The sequence below is a fragment of the Comamonas aquatica genome, assembly GCF_018064205.1.
Lineage (GTDB): Bacteria > Pseudomonadota > Gammaproteobacteria > Burkholderiales > Burkholderiaceae_C > Comamonas > Comamonas aquatica.
This window is the reverse complement of sequence record NZ_CP072916.1, coordinates 1,093,405-1,112,202: the sequence shown is the minus strand read 5'-3', so window position 1 is coordinate 1,112,202 and position 18,798 is coordinate 1,093,405. Positions and strand designations below refer to the sequence as shown.

Sequence of the window (18,798 nt, the reverse complement as noted above, 5' to 3'; positions counted from 1 at the left end):
CCATGAATACCTCTTCGAGAAACATCCTTGCCGGCTTGACGCTGGTTGCTGCCGGTATTGCCGTTGGATGGGGCGTCCCCCAATGGCGCGCCGGCCACCTCAGCGGCTCCCCCGCTGCCAACATCACCGTTGCAAGCGCTCCGACCGAGCGCAAGGTGCTGTATTGGTACGACCCGATGGTGCCGACCCAGAAGTTCGACAAGCCCGGCAAGTCGCCCTACATGGACATGCCGTTGATGCCGAAGTACGCGGATGAAGACACGCAAGACAGCACGGGCCTCAGCGTGTCGGCGCAAGCGGTGCAAGCCCTGGGGCTGCGTACAGCCGAAGTCCTGCAAGGCAAGATCGGCGCAGATGTGAACGTCGTGGGCACCGTGCTGCTCAACGACCGCGACGTCAGCATCGTGCAGGCGCGGACCGCTGGCTTCGTCGAGCGTGTCTACGCACGGGCTGCGGGCGACGTGATCGCAGCAGGGGCACCGCTGGCTGACCTATTGCTGCCGGAGTGGATCGCCGCACAGCGCGAGTTTCTCTCGGTTCGCGCGATGGGCGACGCACCGTTGACCGCAGCTGCCCGCCAACGGCTGCTGCTGCTCGGCATGCCGCAAGCCCTGATCGCCCAGGTGGAGCGCACAGGCGAGCCCAAGGGGCTGTACACGGTCACAACACCTCAAGGCGGCTTGGTGGCCGAACTGATGGTGCGCCAGGGCATGACGGTTTCCGCCGGGGAAAGCCTGGCCAGGGTGAATGGCTTGGCCACGGTGTGGATCGAAGCGGCCGTCCCCGAAGCACAAAGCGGACCATTGCAGGTCGGCCAAACGGCGCAGGTCCGGCTGGCGGCGTTTCCCGGTGAAGTGCTCCAGGCGCGCATCGTGAGCATCCTGCCCGAAGCCAACCGCGACACCCGTACGGTGCGAGTGCGGCTTGAAATGGCCAATCCCGGCCAGCGCCTGAAGGCCGGCATGTCCGGCCAGATCGCGCTCAAAGGCAACGAACAGCCCGCGCTGCTTGTTCCCAGCGAAGCGGTCATCCGCACCGGCAAGCGCGCACTGGCCTATGTGGTCGATGGACCCGGCAAGTTCCATCCCGTGGAGGTCCAGGTGGGCGCGGAGGTAGGCGATCAACTGGTGGTCAACGGCGGGCTCGCGGCGGGACAGCAGGTGGTGGCCTCGGCGCAGTTCCTGATCGATTCGGAAGCCAGCCTGCGGGGCGTGCTGCCTGCAGGTGCCGCGGCGTCCGCACCTGCATCGCCGCACAACGGGCACGGCACATCGTCGCCACCGGCCGCGGCCACCAACGCTTTCGTGGTGCGCGGCGTGATCGAGGAGATGTCGCCCACCGAGCTGACGCTGGCGCACGAGGCCGTGCCAGCCCTCCAATGGCCGGCCATGACCATGGGCTTCAAGCTGAGCAGCCCGCAGCTCGCCGAGGGTCTTTCGGTTCGGCAGCAGGTGCGATTCACCTTCTCCAAGCAAGGTGAGGGCTACGTGATCACCGCCATCGAAAAGGTGCAGCCATGATCGCCAAACTGATTCGATGGTCGGTGGCCAATCGCTTCCTGGTGCTGCTGGCCACCGCCATGCTCACGGCATGGGGCGTGTGGGGCGTTCGCAGCACGCCCGTGGATGCGCTGCCGGACTTGTCAGACGTGCAGGTCATCATTCGCACCAACTACCCAGGACAGGCGCCGCAGATCGTCGAGAACCAGGTCACCTACCCGTTGGCCACCACCATGCTGTCGGTGCCAGGGGCCAAGACCGTGCGCGGCTTCTCGTTCTTTGGCGACTCGTTCGTCTATGTCTTGTTCGAGGACGGAACCGACCTGTACTGGGCCCGCTCACGGGTACTGGAATACCTGAACCAGGTCCAGGGCCGATTGCCCGCCACGGCGAAGCCGGCCCTGGGTCCGGACGCCACAGGCGTCGGCTGGATCTTCCAGTACGCGCTCGTGGATCGCACGGGCAAGAACGATCTGGCGCAACTGCGTGCGTTGCAGGACTGGTTCCTGAAGTTCGAACTCAAGAGCCTGCCCAACGTGGCCGAGGTGGCATCGGTGGGGGGCATGGTCAAGCAGTACCAGGTCGTGCTCGACCCGATCAAGTTGGCGTCCTATGGCCTCAGTCAGGCTCAAGTCCGCGATGCCCTGATGGGGGCCAACCAGGAGACCGGCGGCTCCGTCCTGGAATTGTCAGGCGCGGAGTACATGGTCCGCGCGAGCGGCTACCTCAAGACCCTGGACGAGTTCCGGGAGATCCCCTTGACGGCACGCGGCGGTGTGCCGGTGCGGCTGGGGGATGTGGCGACGCTCCAGATAGGCCCGGAGATGCGGCGTGGCATTGCCGAACTCGACGGAGAAGGCGAGGTCGCCGGCGGCGTGGTGGTGCTGCGCTCCGGCAAGAATGCCCAGGAGACGATCGCTGCCGTCAAGGCCAAGCTCGCGGAGCTGCAGGGCAGCCTGCCGCCGGGCGTCGAGATCGTCACCACCTACGACCGCAGCGCGCTGATCGAGCGGGCCATTCGCAATCTCACGACCAAGCTGGGCGAAGAGTTTCTGGTGGTGGCGCTGGTCTGCGCACTGTTCCTTTGGCATCTTCGCTCTGCGTTGGTGGCCATCATTTCCCTCCCGCTGGGCGTGATGACGGCATTCCTTGTCATGCGCTACCAGGGCATCAACGCCAACATCATGTCGCTGGGGGGGATTGCCATCGCCGTGGGGGCGATGGTGGATGCAGCGGTGGTGATGATCGAGAACGCCCACAAGAAGCTGGAGGCTTGGCAGCACGCGCACCCAGATCAACGGCTGCAGGGCAAGGAACGGTGGGACGTGATCACACAGGCCGCGGAGGAAGTCGGTCCTGCGCTCTTCTTCTCGCTGCTCATCATCACGCTCTCGTTCATCCCGGTCTTCACCCTAGAAGCGCAGGAAGGCCGGCTGTTCGGCCCGCTGGCGTTCACCAAGACCTACGCGATGGCCGCGGCCGCAGGGCTGTCGGTGACGCTGATTCCCGTACTCATGGGCTACTGGATTCGCGGGCGTATCCCGGATGAGCAGAAGAACCCCATCACCCGCATCCTGATTGCAGCCTACCGGCCAGCACTGGAGTGGGTACTGCGCCGGCCCAAGGCGACGCTGCTGATCGCCGTGCTGGCCTTGGCGACCACGGCCTGGCCCTTGGCGCGGCTCGGCGGTGAGTTTCTGCCGAGGTTGGACGAAGGGGACCTGCTCTACATGCCCTCGGCCCTGCCGGGACTCTCGGCGCAGCGCGCCACGGAGTTGCTGCAGCTGAGCAACCGCATGATCAAGACCGTACCTGAAGTGGACAAGGTGTTCGGCAAGGCAGGACGGGCCGAAACTGCGACCGATCCGGCGCCCCTGGAGATGTTCGAGACCACGGTGAAGCTCAAGCCCAGGGAGCAATGGCGTCCAGGCATGACGCCCGAGAAGCTCGTGGAAGAGCTGGATCGTGCCGTGAAGATCCCGGGCCTGTCCAACATCTGGATTCCCCCCATCCGCAATCGCATCGACATGCTGGCTACCGGCATCAAGAGCCCGATCGGGGTGAAGGTGACCGGCAACGACCTGGGCGTGATCGATCGCATCGCTGCAGAGGTCGAACAGGTCGCCAAGGGCATTCCCGGCGTGACGTCGTCACTCGCGGAGCGCTTGACGGGCGGGCGCTACGTGGATGTTCAGATCGACCGCGTAGCCGCCGGTCGCTACGGCCTGAACATCGCCGATGTCCAGGCGGTCATCGCCGGCGCGGTGGGTGGCGAAAACGTCTCGGAAACGGTCGAGGGGCTTGCCCGCTTTCCGATCAATCTGCGCTACGCGCGAGAATGGCGTGATTCACCACAACGGCTGGCAGAACTACCCATCTTCACGCCGATGGGTCAGCAGATCACGTTGGGGACCGTGGCACGCATCGCGATCACCGATGGACCGCCCATGCTCAAGAGCGAGAACGCACGGCCCTCCGGTTGGGTCTATGTCGATGTGCGCGGCCGTGATCTAGCCTCGGTGGCCAACGAACTGCGCGATGCCATCGGGCAGCAGGTCAAGCTGGAGCCGGGTGTGAGCATCACCTACTCCGGGCAGTTCGAATACATGGAGCGGGCCAATGCACGCCTGAAGGTTGTGGTGCCTGCCACCCTGTTGATCATCTTCGTTCTGTTGTACCTGACCTTCGCGCGTGTGGACGAAGCGGGCTTGATCATGGCGACCTTGCCCTTCGCGCTCACGGGGGGCATCTGGTTCCTGTACCTGCTGAATTACAACCTGTCCATCGCCACCGGCGTGGGATTCATTGCGCTGGCAGGTGTGGCGGCGGAGTTCGGCGTGGTGATGCTCATCTATTTGAAGCAGGCCTTGGCGGAACGTTGCCCCGATGGGCGCAACCCAACGCGAGAAGAACTGCTCGATGCGATCCGGGAAGGGGCGGTGCTGCGCGTGCGCCCAAAAGCGATGACCGTTGCGGTCATCTTGGCGGGCCTGGTACCCATTGTTTGGAGCAGCGGCACGGGCTCTGAAGTCATGAGCCGCATAGCAGCTCCGATGCTCGGCGGGATGGTGACCGCACCGTTGCTGTCGCTGTTCGTGATTCCGGCTGCCTATCTGCTGATGCGTAAGCCGCGCTAACTTGGCCGTCCAGCAGGGCCTCACGACGAGGCCCTGCTGGACGCGAGGCATCAAGCCGCCCGCGCAGAAGCTGGGAGCATTTCTCTCTGGCAAGGACTTCCTATTGCATTGATCCTTACAAAAAATAATCATCTGCTCATCACTCTGTCAGGGGTGACCTGAACAATGGTTAAGCAATTCATGCATTCAATCTTGGGGCACTGATCCATGGAATTGCGACACCTTCGTTGTTTTGTAGCCCCTTGAAGGTTGTCTGGCATACAGCGCCTGCTCCAGCGCATCCACCACAAAGTCCGTACGCATGTGGCTACTGACCCGCCAGCCCAATATGCGGCGTGCATACACATCAATCACAAAGGCCACAAACATCTGCCCTTGCCACGTTGATACATAGGTGAAGTCTGCGACCCAAAGTTGGTCAGGGCGCTGAGCTGTGAACTGGCGGTTGACCAGATCTAGCGGGCATGGCATGGTTGTGTCTGGACGGGTTGTGCGCACCTTCTTGCCACGCCTTGCGCCTTGCAGGCCCAGCTTGCGCATCAGGCGTTGCACTGTGCAGCGGGCAATGGGTAAGCCTTCTCGGTGCATCTGCTTCCAGACTTTGACCACCCCATACACCTGCCAATTAGCGTGCCACACCCGTTGAATATGACTGCAACGTTCTTCATCTGATTGGCTGCGCTTGCAGCGCAGCCACGGGCAGTTTCTTTGTTGAACCCTGCGCCTGTAGCCCGATGGGGCAATTTGCAGCAACCTGCAAATTGGCTCGACCCCATAGGCATCACGGTACCTATCTACGAAGTCAATCAGCTCTTGATGCGACGGTCCAGCTCCGCCTGCGCAAAAAAAGCGCTCGCAGCCTTGAGGATGTCATTGGCTCGGCGCAGTTCCTTGTTCTCTCGCTCCAGTTGCTTGAGTCGCTCACGTTCATCCGTGGTCAACCCTGGCCGTTGGCCTGCATCTATTTCTTTGCGCTGCACCCATCCATGCAAGGTGCTAACAGAGCAGCCAATCTTGGGGGCTATCGATTCACATGCACCCCACAGTGATGCGTAATCCGCTTGGCATTCCTGCACCAAACGTACGGCACGTTCACGTACCTCTGGGCTAAAACGAGCAGCTTTAGTGTTCATGACTCAATCCTCTCAGGAGTTGAGCCTCCACGGAAGCCGGTGCGATTCACCCGCGATGTGGGCCTGGAGCCGGTGAATACACCAGTGAGTAGTCCCCAGAGCAATGGCATGGCAGAGTCGTTCGTCAGGACCATGAAGCGTGACTACGTGAACTTCATGCCTAAGCCCGATGCCCGCACAGCCATTGGCAACCTGGCCATCGCCTTCGAGCACTACAACGAGCACCACCCCCATAGCGCCCTGCGGTATCACTCGCCACGCGAGTTCCGCCGAAAGGCCATGGCAACCCGTTAAATTACGTGAGGGTTCCTGTCCTCAAATACGGGGAGCACTCCACTACAGATCTTCGGCAAGCCAGTGGTTAACTCGCATCCTAGGAGCAAACGCTAAAGCTGTGTCTGAATGAAGCGCGACACCGTATGCACAACTCAGTTCTGAAGAAGGCGGTGTCCTGTCCCATCCTCAAGTTAATGGATGAGGACACATACAACGTGATGCTCGATAGCGATATCTACCTCGTTGAGTCGGCGCATCGTTGACCCCAGTGTCGGCAACCCATGTGTGACGATTGCGATCATATGGGCCGAAATTCTTCCGGGCAATTTGTAGTTTGCTCAAGCTGATGTTCTACATGCAGAGGCCTCTGTTGATTGAGACCTCTGCGGTAGATCGGAACAAAGATGCAAGAGAGCTGCATCCACGATGCATGCGTCTTTGATGGAGATCAGCCTGCAAATGATTGGAGGCGAGCATCTCGCTCAGCTGGCGATTCATTACGCATTTCGTTGATCACTTGCTCGCGGGTTTTGCTCGATCCTGTCTCGGGAGTTCCACGGGGGAAATTGCTTTCACCGTAAGAAAGGCGGCCCTGCTTCATGGCAGCTTCAGTCTCGGCCTTGACTTGAGCTCGGGTTTTCTGGCTTACAAAGTGCTCCGGATGCACGATCACGCCTTGTTCATTGTTGGCTGGATGCTCGTAGGCTGCAGAGGCCATTCCAGGAAGAGCCAGGGTGACAACGGCAGCAACGCTTGCGAGTACAGAGGAAATGGAGATGCGGTTTTGAGACATGGTTGGCTCCTAAGACAGTTGATGAACACATCTCCTGGACCTTGATCAAGGTGAGGAGAAGATGGGTTGATCTTAAGAATCGGAGCCCAACAAAATCAGGACTGTCCGGTGACATTGTTGTCAGCTTTTTCGGGGCAGTTCTTATTCAAATCTTCGCACCAATAAACCCGAAACGAAAAGTGAAGAACAACGTTGTTGACGCGCACAGCGTGCTCCAGTGCTTGTGCAGCTAGATGCTTGACATTCACATCATGTGAAGGATGAGACTTTAGCCACAAGCTTTAAAGGAGTACGTAATGGCTATTTTTCGCATCAATGACATGAAATGTGGTGCCTGTGCCCCGCGGATTCAGCGCTCCATTTTGGCAATCGATGATGAAGCAAAGATCGGAGTGAATGCCCGAGATAAAACGGTGCAAGTCTCCGGCGATCTGAGCGACACCGACTACATGTTGGCTATCCAGGCCGCTGGATACACTCCAGAATTATTGGCGTTAGCCGAAGCCGAGCAGGCAAATGCTGAGAAGCCGCAGACGAAATGCTGCGACTCCACTTCAGTAAAGACATCTTGCTGCGGATAGTGTCTTCTTGCTTTCAAGAAAAGCCTGTTTTCTGATCTGCTTAGGAAGTCGGCTGCGTAGTGGGGAATTTCAAGGTGAAGCGAGTTCGTCCATCGGCTGACGTGGCGGTAATGGAGCCTCCATGGGCTTCGACAATTGCTCGGGTGATTGCCAAACCCAATCCGCTACCGTCTGAGTCCGGATGAGCCCTGGAAGGGTCAGCTCGGTAGAAGCGGTCAAATAACCTGGGCAGGACTTTGGGATCAATGTCCTGCCCTGTATTTTCCACAGTGACAAGTGTCCAGGAAGCGGAGGCCGCAATGTCGATGGTGACCATGCCTGCCTGCGGCGTGTAGCGCAAAGCATTAGATAGCAAATTACTCACAGCACGATGGAACATCAGCCGATCACCATCAACGAGTCCATCACCATTTAACCTCAAATGAATTTGCTTTTCTTCCGCTACAGCCTCATAGAACTCCAGCAATGCATACGCTTCTTGCTGTGCGGAGAACTGTTCCTTGCGCGGTAGGCTCACGCCCCGTTCGGTTTTGGCCAGGAACAACATGTCTGACACCATGCGTGCTAAGCGCTGAAACTCTTCGGCATTAGAGGCAAGAATGTCTCGGTATGTCGCGGCATCACGCTTGGATGCCAGCACTACCTGAGTCTGCGTCAACAGGTTGCTGATGGGCGTACGTAGTTCATGGGCCAAATCAGAAGCGAAATCTGTCAGTCGCTGAAAATCGTCCTGCAATCGATCCAGCATGCGATTGAGCTCATGCGCCAAATCGGCCATTTCTACAGGTACAGCCTCGACCGGCATGCGTTCACTCATCTTCTGTCCCGTCACAACAGCCGCACGTGATTTCATCTCTCGCAGCGGTGCCAGCCCTTGTCGAGCGGCGAGCCAAGACAGAAGCGAGCACAGCAAGATTGCAGCAATCACATAAATCGCGAAGCTCGCTCGAATTCCGTCGAGAAATTGAATGTGATGCTTGGTATCTGCAGCGATCAGTACCTTTAATGGTGACGGTGCGTAGGCCGGTAGCGTCTCAAAGCTCAAGATGTGGAATTCTGCGTCTGCATGCCGCCACACCCCAAACGATCCTTCCTTGTCGATAAAAGCCGAGTTGCGATCCGGCACTGCAAAGCCGGATGCGGGCGATTGAAATACGGTTTCTCCTTGGGCATCTTTCACCTGGACTTGAAGATCCTCGTGATAGTTCAGTGCCTCATTTAAACGCCAACGAGCATCATCGACCGACTTGGTGTTCTGGAGAATTTTCTCGATCAAATGTCGCTTGTCCTGAAGCGTCATTCGGTCCAATTCCACGAAATGCTTTTCTGTAACGACTAGGAATAGGCCGCCTAGACCTAGCACTACGGCTGCCGCAACAGCCGTGAAAAATAGTGCCAAACGGCTCGTTAAAGAGAGCTTTCCCTTGCGAGTGAGACGCTGCACCTATTCCTCCTCAGGGACTTCAAGCACATAGCCCATGCCCCTTACGGTCTGGATCAGTTTGATCGAGTGGCCTTCGTCAATTTTGACTCGCAGACGGCGCATGGCCACCTCGATGACATTGGTGTCACTGTCGAAGTTCATGTCCCATACCTGCGATGCGATCAACGAACGTGGAAGCACTTCACCATGTCGACGCATCAACAACTCCAAGAGTCCGAACTCTTTGGCCGTGAGGTCAACACGTTTGCCACTGCGAGATACGCGGCGACGCAGTAGGTCTAGCTCGAGATCTGCAACAGTCAGAGTAGTGCCTTCATTGGCCGGATGTCCGCGTCTAAGAATGATGCGAACTCTGGCAAGTAACTCTGCAAACGAAAACGGCTTTACCAGGTAATCATCTGCGCCGAGCTCTAGACCTTTGACACGGTCCTCGACATGGTCCCGTGCAGTAAGAAACAGGACCGGCATATGTAGTCCCCGATCACGCAGAGACTGGAGCAGCTGCCAACCATTGAGGCCCGGCAGCATGACATCCAAGATCACCAATGAGTATTCACCTTGCAGAGCCATATGCAAGCCATCTGAACCATTTGGAACCAGATCAGCAATGTATCCAGCCTCGGTTAGTCCTTGGCGCAGGTACTCACCTGTTTTAGGCTCATCCTCGACAATCAAAATCCTCATGTAATCGCTCCGCTGCAGTAGACGCTCGAGAGTGTGCCGAGTTTGACGCCCTCTGACATGAAGATAAGAAAAATGTAATGTTCTTGAAATCCTGGCGATAGAAAGGCTCAACACGGCCTTGTTGTTCCCTCCTGGGAAGCCATCAAGCGTGGTGAGCAGAGTGAACCTTCTGGTTGCAACGAGGGCATTGCTGGATAGGAGCCGCCCATCGCACCGAACATGACGTGAGCATTACATGAATGTAATGAATGAGTCACCCCACAGAAATTCAGCAGGCCCTAGCATATTAAACATATCGAGCGCTTGTTGTTTCAGCCAGCGTCGCCGAAAACGAATTTCTTGACAACTCTGGAGGATTTCACCCTATGCCGCGTCGTTCGCCATTTCTTGTTACTCCCTCACAAGGGTTCTCTCGTCGGCGTTTTGTTCAGGGGCTAGCCGCAGGTGGCGTTCTAGCAGGACTGTCGACACAGTCGCTCATGGCCTTCGCCCAACAAGGCGCTACGGTGCGTGGCGCTGCGCCAGTACTGCGTGGCAATGAGTTCGATTTGGTGATCGCCGAGTCCCCGGTGAACTTCACCGGGAAGCCAGGTATGGCGACCACCATCAATGGTTCTCTTCCTGGGCCTACCCTGCGCTGGCGTGAGGGAGAAACTGTGACCATTCGCGTCACGAACAAGCTACGGGAGGCAACTTCTATCCACTGGCACGGCATTATCTTGCCCTATCAGATGGACGGGGTCCCTGGCATTAGCTTTGCTGGCATCCCTCCAGGAGAGACGTTCACTTACCGTTTCAAGGTCCAGCAAAGCGGTTCCTACTGGTATCACTCACATTCAGGCATGCAGGAACTCACCGGCATGTATGGATCGATCATCATCGATCCCGCAGGACCTGAGACTATCCGTTCAGATCGTGACCATGTCGTGCTCTTCTCCGATTGGACTGACGAAGACCCCATGCGCGTTTTCGCAAAGCTCAAGGTTCAGGGCGACTACTACAACTACAACCAGCCCACGGTCTTTGATTTCTTCCGTGATGCATCGCGCGATGGCGTGTCAGCGGCATTAGACAAGCGCAAGATGTGGAACGAGATGCGCATGAATCCAACGGATTTAGCCGACCTCTCTTCTGCGACCCTGACCTACCTCGCAAATGGCGTCACGCCTGCCGGCAATTGGACTGCTCTTTTCCGCCCGGGCGAGCGTGTTCGACTGCGCATGGTCAACGGCGCGGGCAATACCTTCTATGACGTACGTATTCCGGGTCTGAAGCTCACTGTGGTGCATGTTGACGGCGTCGACGTAGAGCCTGTGACTGTCGATGAATTCCGATTCGGCCCTGGCGAAACCATAGACGTGATTGTCGAGCCACGTGATGACGCCTATACGATTTTTGCCCAGTCGATGGACCGAACAGGCTACGCACGCGCTACGTTAGCAGTGCGCGAAGGTCTACAAGCTCCTGTCCCTGCACTCGATCCCGTCGAATGGCTGGGTATGAGCGACATGATGGGCGCCATGAGCCATGGCAGTTCCGGAGCCGACATGGACATGACCGGCATGTCTGGGATGACCGGCATGTCTGGGATGACCGGCATGTCTGGGATGACAGGTATGGCCGGGATGGCTGGTATGTCGGGGGCAATGGCCGGCATGGATCATGGTGCGATGGCCGGCATGAATCACGGTGGTATGGCGATGGACCATAGTCAGCATGCCAAGTCTGCTGGAGGCTTGGCAGTGCCCAGCACCACCGCACGCCATGCTCGCACTGAATATGGCGCAAGAACAGATATGCGAGTCGATATGGCCCGCACCAATCTTGACGATCCCGGTATCGGTCTGCGCAATAACGGCAGACGGGTGCTGACCTTGGCAGATCTGCATACACCTTCAGGTCCGATGGACTCGCGCGGTCCTGGACGAGAGGTGGAGTTGCACCTGACGGGCAATATGGAGCGTTATTCCTGGTCTCTTGATGGATTGGAGTTCGGGCAATCAACGCCTGTTCACTTCCGTCACGGCGAGCGTTTGCGAGTCATCCTGCACAACGACACGATGATGACTCACCCTATGCACTTGCATGGGATGTGGAGTGAACTGGAGAGCCCTGATGGTCGATTCCTCGCCCGTCGACACACCTTGCCAGTACAGCCTGCACAACGCATCAGCTTCTTGGTGACGGCAGATGCTCTGGGGCGCTGGGCATGGCATTGCCACCTGATGTTCCACATGGATGCAGGCATGTTCCGCGAAGTCGTAGTGTCTTGAACAAACCTCACAAGGAAGATCAAAAATGTCCAAAGCACTCCCTATTCGTGCATTGTCCACTGCGCTCCTCGCTCTGGTGAGTATGGCGGCCCAAGCGCAAAGCGACCATTCATCGCATGGCCAAGCGGATATGCAAATGGAAGCACCGGCAAGCCCTGCCACAACTGCAGCTGATCCACATGCAGGTCATGGTGCTATGACTGGCAGCGCTGCAAGCGGCCCTGCGATGGATCACGGCAGCATGCAGATGCAAGGGGGATCCGCACCTCCAGATGCTCGCGACCCGCATGGGTATTCCAATGGGCTGACCTTGGGATCGGGCGATTACGCGGTGCCTGGCGTCCCGCGCTTGATGCTTGCGGACGAGCATACCTTTGCCTCGCTGCGTGGTGAGACCCTGGAACGCCGTTTTTCACGCAGAGGTGATGATTCAACGGCCTATGACTTGCAAGCATGGTACGGGACCTCATACAACAAAGCTGTCTTGAAGGCAGAAGGTGACGTCGCCAAAGGAAAGCTCGAAGAGTCTCGCACCGAACTGCTTTGGAGCCGTGCCGCCACAACCTATTGGGATACACAGCTTGGTCTGCGCTTAGACAACGGCGTGGGACCTAGCCGTCAATGGCTGGCATTTGGTGTACAGGGCCTGGCCCCTTACTGGTTCGAGCTGGAGGCTACAGCCTATGTCGGCAGTGGCGGCAGAACTGCGCTTCGCCTAAATGCAAGCTACGAACTATTGCTGACTCAACGCTTGATCCTTGAGCCTAGAGCTGAAATGCAGTTTTACGGCAAGGATGATCCAGAGCGGCATATCGGCAAGGGCCTAGCCGAAGCATCTGCTGGCCTGCGACTGCGCTACGAGTTCAGCCGTCAGTTCGCTCCATATATCGGAGTGGAACGTGCGGGAAGTTTCGGGCGAACCGCAGATCTCGTTCGTGCCGACGGTGGCCGTGCGCAGCAAACACGTTGGGTGGCCGGTGTCCGCTTCTGGTTCTAGCCAGACCAATGTCCCCTTCCTAGTTGGCGCGTCCTTAGGAGCGCCAACTCTACAGACCTAGATTCGACATCTGTTTTCAAACCACCATCACACTTCGATAGGAGTCTCTCATGAACCGCTCAAACCTGGTCGCTAAGTTCATCGCGCCAATTGCCGCAACACTGTTCGCTTCCGCAGCATTTGCACATCCTTCGTTAGTTTCCTCCTCTCCTGCGGATAAGTCGCAGGTCGCGGCACCTGCCACGATTGAGTTGAAGTTCTCTGAGACGCTGGTTCCTCAGTTCTCGGCAGCGAACTTGATCATGACGGGGATGCCCGGAATGCCGAACCACGGCGCAATGAAGGTCAGCGCAAGCGTCTCTGGCGCTAGCGATGGCAAAACCATGGTCATTACTCCCGCTCAGACGCTTCAACCCGGTGCCTATCGCGTGGATTGGCGTGCAGTGTCGTCAGACACACACCCTATCAATGGCAACGTCACATTCCAGGTGAAGTAAGCAAATGGCCGAGGATTGGTTCACCATCGTATTGCGCCTTGCGCTGTATCTGGACATGGCAGCGGCCTTTGGCGTCGCCATGTTTGGCGTTTATGCCCTTGGCCATGACGAGCGATCCTTGGCAATTGGGCGCTGCTATCGAATATGTGTCGGTGCATTTTCAGCATTCGGAATTGGCCTGTCCGTGGTCAGCATGACAGTCCTTGCCAAGGCCATGTCCGGTGCTCAAACTTACGCTGAGTTGTCAACGCATATCTTCGAGATGCTCATCACCGGCACTCACATGGGCCTTGCTTGGTGCATTCGTATTCTTGCGCTAGCGCTTTGCATCTTGATCGCATTTGTGAAATTCAATCCCACGTTGCGCTTTGTTGCCATGTCCGGATCTAGCGGTGTGGCACTGGCGACCCTGGCTTGGAGTGGTCATGGTGCGATGGACGATGGAATGCGGGGATACATCCACCTGGCTTCGGACATCTCGCACCTCTGGGCAGCAGGTGCATGGGTCGGCGCGTTACTCGCCTTTTTGATCTTGGCCGTAACGAGTGCGAATAAGGCATCAAACACAGTAGCAATATTGAGCCGAACATCAAATGGCTTCGCCCAGGTAGGGACGCTGATCGTGGTCGTTCTGGGGATCAGTGGTGTACTCAACTACGTATTGATCGCAGGGCCTTCGCTTGATCCGCTTGTTTCGACACTCTATGGTCAGTTGCTGTTAGGCAAGCTGATGCTGGTTCTCGGAATGCTTGCTTTGGCTGCGGCAAATCGGTTCCGGCTAAGTCCAAGTCTGGAGGCATCGTTGACCTCTGGAAATCATGCACAAGCAGTCGCTAAGCTACGCCAGAGCCTGTTCATGGAAGCAACACTGGCAGTTCTGGTTTTGGCGAGTGTGGCTTGGTTAGGGATTCTTTCCCCAAAAGGAATTTGATCCTCCGAGATCAACCACCGACAGCAGAAGCGGAGCTGCTCTAAGCAGACGTAGACACTGATAGGAAGGGTAAAACGCTTCCGTCGATTCATGCTTGGATGGCGTCCGCGTCATGTAGTCAGACAAAGGCCATCTCAACAAAGAACTATTTCTTAAATTGAGATGGCCACAAGCAGCGAACTCTGATTGCGCTATCTCAGAATAGGTGGATAGAGTTGTTTTTCGAGCAGATTCTGGCTTGACATTCACATGGTGTAAGGGCCAAGAATCGATCCAACATCGTGAAGGGCCATCGGCATGCATCATCATCAGCATCGATCTTCTTCAGAGTCAGTTGAGTTGGAAAACACCATGACTGAGGCTGAGCCTTTGAAGGATCCTGTTTGCGGCATGACTGTCTCTCTACAGTCGCCTCATCAGATAGTTCACGAGGGACGGACCTATCGCTTCAGGGGGATTAATGATCACGGTCAGCATCCTCATGAAACCCCACAAATTAGATGGAAGGCACACAGATTAGCCAACACGTGTGTGCAGTTCGATCGCAGTACTACCTTCCCGCAGGCAGTCTAAGTAGTCAGCCCACTGCTGAACCTGATCGAAGCGCTTTGCCAAGTACTTCGTCCGGTTATAGCTGCGTCCATTCGCATCCTTGACAGCATGCGCCAGATTGGCCTCGATCGCCAGCGGATCAAGGTCTAGCTGATCGACCAACATGGTTCTGGCACTCGCACGAAAGCCGTGCCAGCTTTGCTCATCGCCAAACCCCAGGCTGTACAGAGCTGTACGCACAGAGTTATCGGACATAGGACGGTCGTGGTCACGTTGACCGGGGAATACATATCGTCCACGGCCACTAAGCGGCAGCAATTCACGCAGCATCGCCACAGCTTGCTTTGGCAGCGGCACCACATGCGGCTCCCCATTTTCCTTTTCCTGTACCGTGCGCTTCATCTTGACACTGGGGATGGTCCAAAGCGACGCATCAAGCTCCAATTCACGCCACTCCATCATCCGAAGATTGCCAGGACGCTGGTAAAGCAATGGGGCAAGCAAAAGCGCAGTGCGCACAAAGGGGCCACCCTTATAGGCGTACATGGCACGCAGAAGTTCCCCGAAGCGCTGGGGCTCCACAATGGCAGGAAAGTTCGTGCCTCGATATGGAGTCAATCGAGCTTTCAGGCCTTCGGTGATGTCACGTTGAGTATTGCTGGCTGTTGGTAGCCAGTAGCGCCAGACCTGCCGTGCCAACATCAGTGCACGGTCAGCGGTCTCCACAGCCCCACGCGCTTCCACTTTCTGCAGCACCGCGAGTAATTCCATGGGCTGAATCTGCGTCATTTCGCGATCACCAATCCACGGAAACAAGTCGCGCTCCAGTTGACGATGCATTCGCTCAGCATGACCAGGGCTCCAGCGTGGAACCTGCTTTTCGTACCATTCCAGCGCCACCGCTTTGAATGTGTCGGCGACCCCAGTTGGGTTGACCAACTTTTCCAGCTTGCGTGCCTTGGCGGGGTCGATGCCTTCTGACTTCTGCAACCGAGCAGCATCCCTAGCTTTCCGTGCAGCCGTCAATGTAACCTGCGGATAGCTGCCTAGAGCCAGACGCCCTTCTTTACCGTCCTTTCGATACTTCCAGAACCAGCGTCGAGAGCCTGCAGGGCTGACCTCAAGGTACAGGCCACCTGCGTCAGAAAAACGCTCTCGCTTTGCGCCGGGGGAACAGACTGCGTTTCGGCACTGTGCATCAGTCAACATAGGGGGAACAAATCCTCTCAAAAAGACCTCCCCCCAGAGGGGAAAGGGGGAACAGGTGGGGGTAAATTTACCATTCCCCCCACCTGTTCCCCCAAATGTTCCCCATGTATGCATTGGCAGCAGTGAAATCACTTAAGACATAAAGAGACGATAAGTCATTGATTTACCAAAAGAAAAAGGGGTTCAATGAACTTCATTGAACCCCTTTGTACGGGTGGATGGTGGAGCTGGCGGGAATTGAACCCGCGTCCGCAAGCCTTCGTCAGGCAGATCTACATGTTTAGTGTTCTGATTTTTAATCTCACCCTGTACGCCGCGCAGACACACGCTTCAAACAAGGCCAGCACCCTTGAATCTTGCCCAATACCAAGGTGCCCGGTACCAAGCCAGCTGATGTGAATTCCCTTGCAGCCGAGAGGTATTGCTACCCCTTTGCCCAGCCCATCAGCGTGCTGTTGCAAGGCTCACCGGATTTAAGCGGCGAGTGCGAAACGTTCGTCGTTTGCAGTTAGTTTTTTGAATGGAGATTTACGAGCATCACTCAAGCTCGACATGCACCACACTGATCCCGAACCCACGTCGAAACCAGGACAGCCCCATGAACGTTATTCTAATTCAATCCTAGAAAGCGTGTCAGCTCCAAGGGTGAGTCAATCACAGCATCCGGTGCCCAGGCTGCAACGGAGTCCACACCACCCAGGTAACCATATGAGGCCGCTACAGCCTTCATCCCAGCGGCACGGGCCGCGACCATATCGCGTTCATCATCACCCACATAGATGCATCGACCAGGATCAACGCCCAAGCGTTGAGCAGCTTCCAGCAAAGGGGCAGGATGCGGCTTTGAATGGGCCGTGGTATCGCCACAGATCACCGCACCAGAACTTGCCAGAACCGAGATAGAACGCGCGATGGGCAAAGCAAAGCGCTCTGCTTTATTGGTCACAATCCCCCAGGGCAATGCATTCGCCGTCAAATCCTGCAGCAGAGATTCGACCCCAGAGAATAGTTGGGAATGATGCCCCATACAGCGCTCGTAAGCCCTAAAGAACTCTTCCCTCAGCACATTGAAATCATCGGCTTCCGGCGTGATGCCCAAGGCAATCCGCAACATCCCGCGCGCACCGGTTCCTACGAAAGGACGATAGTGCGAATGTTCCAAAGGATGCAGGCCACGATCAATGCGCAGCTGATTGGCTGCGAAGCCAAGATCGGGGGCACTATCGAGCAACGTACCGTCCAGATCAAACAGCACCGCATCGACTTGATGCAACTTCGGACTCATACGTGGGAGCGGCGCGTGGCCAGCATGTAGTTCACACTGCAATCCTCGTTAAGCCAGTAGCGCCCCGTCAACGGGTTGTGCTGCAGACCTCTGGAATGCGTCACAGCAAGCCCGGCCTGACGGCAGAAACCAGCCATTTCACTGGGCTTCAAGAATTTCTCAAATTCATGCGTGCCCTTGGGCAACATATTCAGTACATATTCCGCCGCCACAATCGCCAAGCCATAGGATTTGAGATTGCGATTGATGGTGGAGAAAAACACCCAGCCACCCGGCTTGACCAGTTGAGCGCAGGCCTGCACCACCGATGCAGGATCTGGCACATGCTCCAGCATTTCCATACAGGTCACCACGTCGAAGCTGGCGGGACGCTCTGCCGCCAGAGCTTCAACGGGCACCTCACGGTACTGGATATTGGGAGTTCCCGTCTCCAAGGCATGGAGCTGCGCGACACGCAAGGACTTGGTCGCCAGATCAATCCCCGTCACATGGGCGCCTTTGCGCGCCATGGAATCCGCCAGAATACCGCCACCGCAGCCCACATCCAGCACCTGTTTGCCCTGGAGTGAGGCCAACTCATCAATCCATCCCAGGCGTAATGGATTGATCATGTGCAGTGGCTTGAACTCGCTTTCCATGTCCCACCAGTGGTGGGCGAGGCTCGAGAATTTTTCCAGCTCTGCTGGATCCACATTGATCGAATCGGTCATGGAAGTGATTGTGCTACGAGTTCAAGACAGAAATAAAAAAGCCCCGTGACCGGGGCTTTTTGACGCAATCTGCGAAAAATTACTTGCGGGTACCGACCACTTCGATTTCCACGCGACGGTTCTTCGCGCGACCATCCTTGGTCTTGTTGTCGGCCACGGGCTGCTTTTCGCCCTTGCCTTCGGTGTACACGCGGCTCTTGTCGATGCCCTTGGACTCCAGGTAAGCCTTCACAGCTTGAGCACGGCGCTCAGACAGCTTTTGGTTGTAAGCGTCGGAACCCACGGAGTCGGTGTGACCGACAGCCACGATCACTTCCAGGTTGATGCCTTGCACCTTGGACACCAGATCGTCCAGCTTGGCCTTGCCTTCGGGCTTCAGCACAGCCTTGTCGAAGTCAAAGAAAGCGTCAGCAGCAAAAGTCACCTTCGAAGCCACAGCAGGAGCTGGAGCAGCAGCGGCAGCTGGAGCAGCAGCGGCTGGAGCAGGAGCGGCAGCCTTCACCAGAGCACCGTCGCAGCCTTCAGCGGCTGTAGCAGGTGTCCAGTTGGCATCGCGCCAGCACAGTTCGTTGGTGCCGTTCTTCCACACCAGTTCGCCGGTGCCGTTTTGCCAGTTGTCGATGGCCTTGCCGCCGTCGGCAGCCTTCACTTGAGCGCCAGCTGCAGTTGCCAGAGCGGCGGAAGCAAAAAGGATCGCTACTTTGTTCAGTTTCTTCATGGTTCTCCTCTTGGGGATTAAGCCGCAGCCGAGCTGCGAAATTCATGGACGTCATCAGTGACTATCACCAAGAACGCTG

General features: G+C 57.0%; 14 protein-coding genes, 1 other RNA gene, 2 pseudogenes and 1 other annotated feature. Of the genes and pseudogenes, 8 read left to right on the top strand and 9 right to left on the bottom strand.

Annotation, left to right across the window (positions count from 1 at the left end):
- Positions 1–2 precede the first annotated feature (2 nt).
- Positions 3–1,520 carry an efflux RND transporter periplasmic adaptor subunit gene (locus KAQ61_RS05275; protein WP_043387428.1) on the top strand — a complete coding sequence of 506 codons (1,518 nt, stop codon included), beginning with the start codon at positions 3–5 and terminating at the stop codon, positions 1,518–1,520.
- Complete coding sequence (locus tag KAQ61_RS05270) at positions 1,517–4,636, top strand: efflux RND transporter permease subunit (RefSeq protein WP_006226248.1); 3,120 nt, start codon at positions 1,517–1,519, stop codon at positions 4,634–4,636. The genes KAQ61_RS05275 and KAQ61_RS05270 overlap by 4 nt, the downstream gene beginning before the upstream one ends.
- Positions 4,637–4,876: 240 nt before the next feature.
- Here KAQ61_RS05270 and KAQ61_RS18705 read toward each other — a convergent pair.
- Positions 4,877–5,769: pseudogene (locus KAQ61_RS18705) on the bottom strand (IS3 family transposase); the annotation flags it as partial.
- Positions 5,372–5,488, bottom strand: a sequence feature (AL1L pseudoknot). (Overlaps the previous pseudogene by 117 nt.)
- Before the next feature lie 45 nt (positions 5,770–5,814).
- Between KAQ61_RS18705 and KAQ61_RS05255 the strand changes: the two are divergent.
- Positions 5,815–6,063, top strand: a pseudogene (locus tag KAQ61_RS05255) (integrase core domain-containing protein); the annotation flags it as partial.
- A 430-nt stretch (positions 6,064–6,493) separates the two neighbouring features.
- Here KAQ61_RS05255 and KAQ61_RS05250 read toward each other — a convergent pair.
- Positions 6,494–6,838: a DUF4148 domain-containing protein gene (locus KAQ61_RS05250; protein ID WP_003052298.1), complete on the bottom strand. Its 345-nt coding sequence runs from the start codon at positions 6,836–6,838 to the stop codon at positions 6,494–6,496.
- A gap of 296 nt (positions 6,839–7,134) precedes the next feature.
- Between KAQ61_RS05250 and KAQ61_RS05245 the strand changes: the two genes are divergently transcribed.
- Complete coding sequence (locus KAQ61_RS05245) at positions 7,135–7,419, top strand: heavy-metal-associated domain-containing protein (protein ID WP_003052296.1); 285 nt, start codon at positions 7,135–7,137, stop codon at positions 7,417–7,419.
- A 40-nt stretch (positions 7,420–7,459) separates the two neighbouring features.
- Here KAQ61_RS05245 and KAQ61_RS05240 read toward each other — a convergent pair whose 3' ends face one another.
- Both KAQ61_RS05240 and KAQ61_RS05235 read right to left on the bottom strand, forming a co-directional pair.
- Entirely contained in the window at positions 7,460–8,863 is a 1,404-nt protein-coding gene (locus KAQ61_RS05240; RefSeq protein ID WP_045267221.1) for a heavy metal sensor histidine kinase, read from the bottom strand.
- Complete coding sequence (locus tag KAQ61_RS05235) at positions 8,864–9,547, bottom strand: heavy metal response regulator transcription factor (protein ID WP_166311145.1); 684 nt, start codon at positions 9,545–9,547, stop codon at positions 8,864–8,866. It lies immediately after the preceding gene.
- Positions 9,548–9,912: 365 nt separating this feature from the next.
- Between KAQ61_RS05235 and KAQ61_RS05230 the strand changes: the two genes are divergently transcribed.
- The 4 genes from KAQ61_RS05230 to copD all read left to right on the top strand — a co-directional run bounded on the left by KAQ61_RS05230 (position 9,913) and on the right by copD (position 14,245).
- Entirely contained in the window at positions 9,913–11,820 is a 1,908-nt protein-coding gene (locus KAQ61_RS05230) for a copper resistance system multicopper oxidase (protein ID WP_210930709.1), read from the top strand.
- 25 nt (positions 11,821–11,845) lie between these two features.
- Entirely contained in the window at positions 11,846–12,817 is a 972-nt protein-coding gene (locus KAQ61_RS05225) for a copper resistance protein B (RefSeq protein ID WP_210930708.1), read from the top strand.
- Positions 12,818–12,927: 110 nt separating this feature from the next.
- Positions 12,928–13,314, top strand: coding sequence for a copper homeostasis periplasmic binding protein CopC (copC, locus tag KAQ61_RS05220; RefSeq protein ID WP_003078546.1), 387 nt, complete (start codon positions 12,928–12,930; stop codon positions 13,312–13,314).
- Between the two features lie 4 nt (positions 13,315–13,318).
- On the top strand, positions 13,319–14,245 hold the full coding sequence (copD, locus tag KAQ61_RS05215; protein ID WP_043387573.1) for a copper homeostasis membrane protein CopD: 927 nt from the start codon (positions 13,319–13,321) through the stop codon (positions 14,243–14,245).
- 516 nt (positions 14,246–14,761) lie between these two features.
- Here copD and KAQ61_RS05210 read toward each other — a convergent pair.
- The 5 genes from KAQ61_RS05210 to ompA all read right to left on the bottom strand — a co-directional run bounded on the left by KAQ61_RS05210 (position 14,762) and on the right by ompA (position 18,719).
- Complete coding sequence (locus KAQ61_RS05210) at positions 14,762–16,006, bottom strand: tyrosine-type recombinase/integrase (RefSeq protein WP_210930707.1); 1,245 nt, start codon at positions 16,004–16,006, stop codon at positions 14,762–14,764.
- 219 nt (positions 16,007–16,225) lie between these two features.
- Positions 16,226–16,604: a transfer-messenger RNA gene (ssrA, locus tag KAQ61_RS05205) on the bottom strand.
- Positions 16,605–16,616: 12 nt separating this feature from the next.
- Positions 16,617–17,291 carry a phosphoglycolate phosphatase gene (gph, locus tag KAQ61_RS05200; protein ID WP_210930706.1) on the bottom strand — a complete coding sequence of 225 codons (675 nt, stop codon included), beginning with the start codon at positions 17,289–17,291 and terminating at the stop codon, positions 16,617–16,619.
- Positions 17,288–18,001, bottom strand: a complete 714-nt coding sequence (gene ubiG, locus KAQ61_RS05195) for a bifunctional 2-polyprenyl-6-hydroxyphenol methylase/3-demethylubiquinol 3-O-methyltransferase UbiG (RefSeq protein WP_043386814.1) — start codon at positions 17,999–18,001, stop codon at positions 17,288–17,290. Before ubiG ends, gph begins: the two co-directional genes overlap by 4 nt.
- Before the next feature lie 79 nt (positions 18,002–18,080).
- A complete protein-coding gene (ompA, locus tag KAQ61_RS05190) occupies positions 18,081–18,719 on the bottom strand; it encodes an outer membrane protein OmpA (RefSeq protein ID WP_042417086.1) in 639 nt (212 codons plus the stop codon).
- Positions 18,720–18,798 lie beyond the last annotated feature (79 nt).

Bases quoted from the DNA above. Each gene is read 5' to 3' on its own strand.
- copC (WP_003078546.1), top strand. From the start codon at position 12,928: ATGAACCGCTCAAACCTGGTCGCTAAGTTCATCGCGCCAATTGCCGCA.
- KAQ61_RS05230 (WP_210930709.1), top strand. From the start codon at position 9,913: ATGCCGCGTCGTTCGCCATTTCTTGTTACTCCCTCACAAGGGTTCTCT.
- ompA (WP_042417086.1), bottom strand. From the start codon at position 18,719: ATGAAGAAACTGAACAAAGTAGCGATCCTTTTTGCTTCCGCCGCTCTG.
- KAQ61_RS05245 (WP_003052296.1), top strand. From the start codon at position 7,135: ATGGCTATTTTTCGCATCAATGACATGAAATGTGGTGCCTGTGCCCCG.
- KAQ61_RS05210 (WP_210930707.1), bottom strand. From the start codon at position 16,006: ATGTTGACTGATGCACAGTGCCGAAACGCAGTCTGTTCCCCCGGCGCA.
- KAQ61_RS05225 (WP_210930708.1), top strand. From the start codon at position 11,846: ATGTCCAAAGCACTCCCTATTCGTGCATTGTCCACTGCGCTCCTCGCT.
- copD (WP_043387573.1), top strand. From the start codon at position 13,319: ATGGCCGAGGATTGGTTCACCATCGTATTGCGCCTTGCGCTGTATCTG.
- KAQ61_RS05270 (WP_006226248.1), top strand. From the start codon at position 1,517: ATGATCGCCAAACTGATTCGATGGTCGGTGGCCAATCGCTTCCTGGTG.
- KAQ61_RS05235 (WP_166311145.1), bottom strand. From the start codon at position 9,547: ATGAGGATTTTGATTGTCGAGGATGAGCCTAAAACAGGTGAGTACCTG.
- KAQ61_RS05250 (WP_003052298.1), bottom strand. From the start codon at position 6,838: ATGTCTCAAAACCGCATCTCCATTTCCTCTGTACTCGCAAGCGTTGCT.
- gph (WP_210930706.1), bottom strand. From the start codon at position 17,291: ATGAGTCCGAAGTTGCATCAAGTCGATGCGGTGCTGTTTGATCTGGAC.
- KAQ61_RS05275 (WP_043387428.1), top strand. From the start codon at position 3: ATGAATACCTCTTCGAGAAACATCCTTGCCGGCTTGACGCTGGTTGCT.
- ubiG (WP_043386814.1), bottom strand. From the start codon at position 18,001: ATGACCGATTCGATCAATGTGGATCCAGCAGAGCTGGAAAAATTCTCG.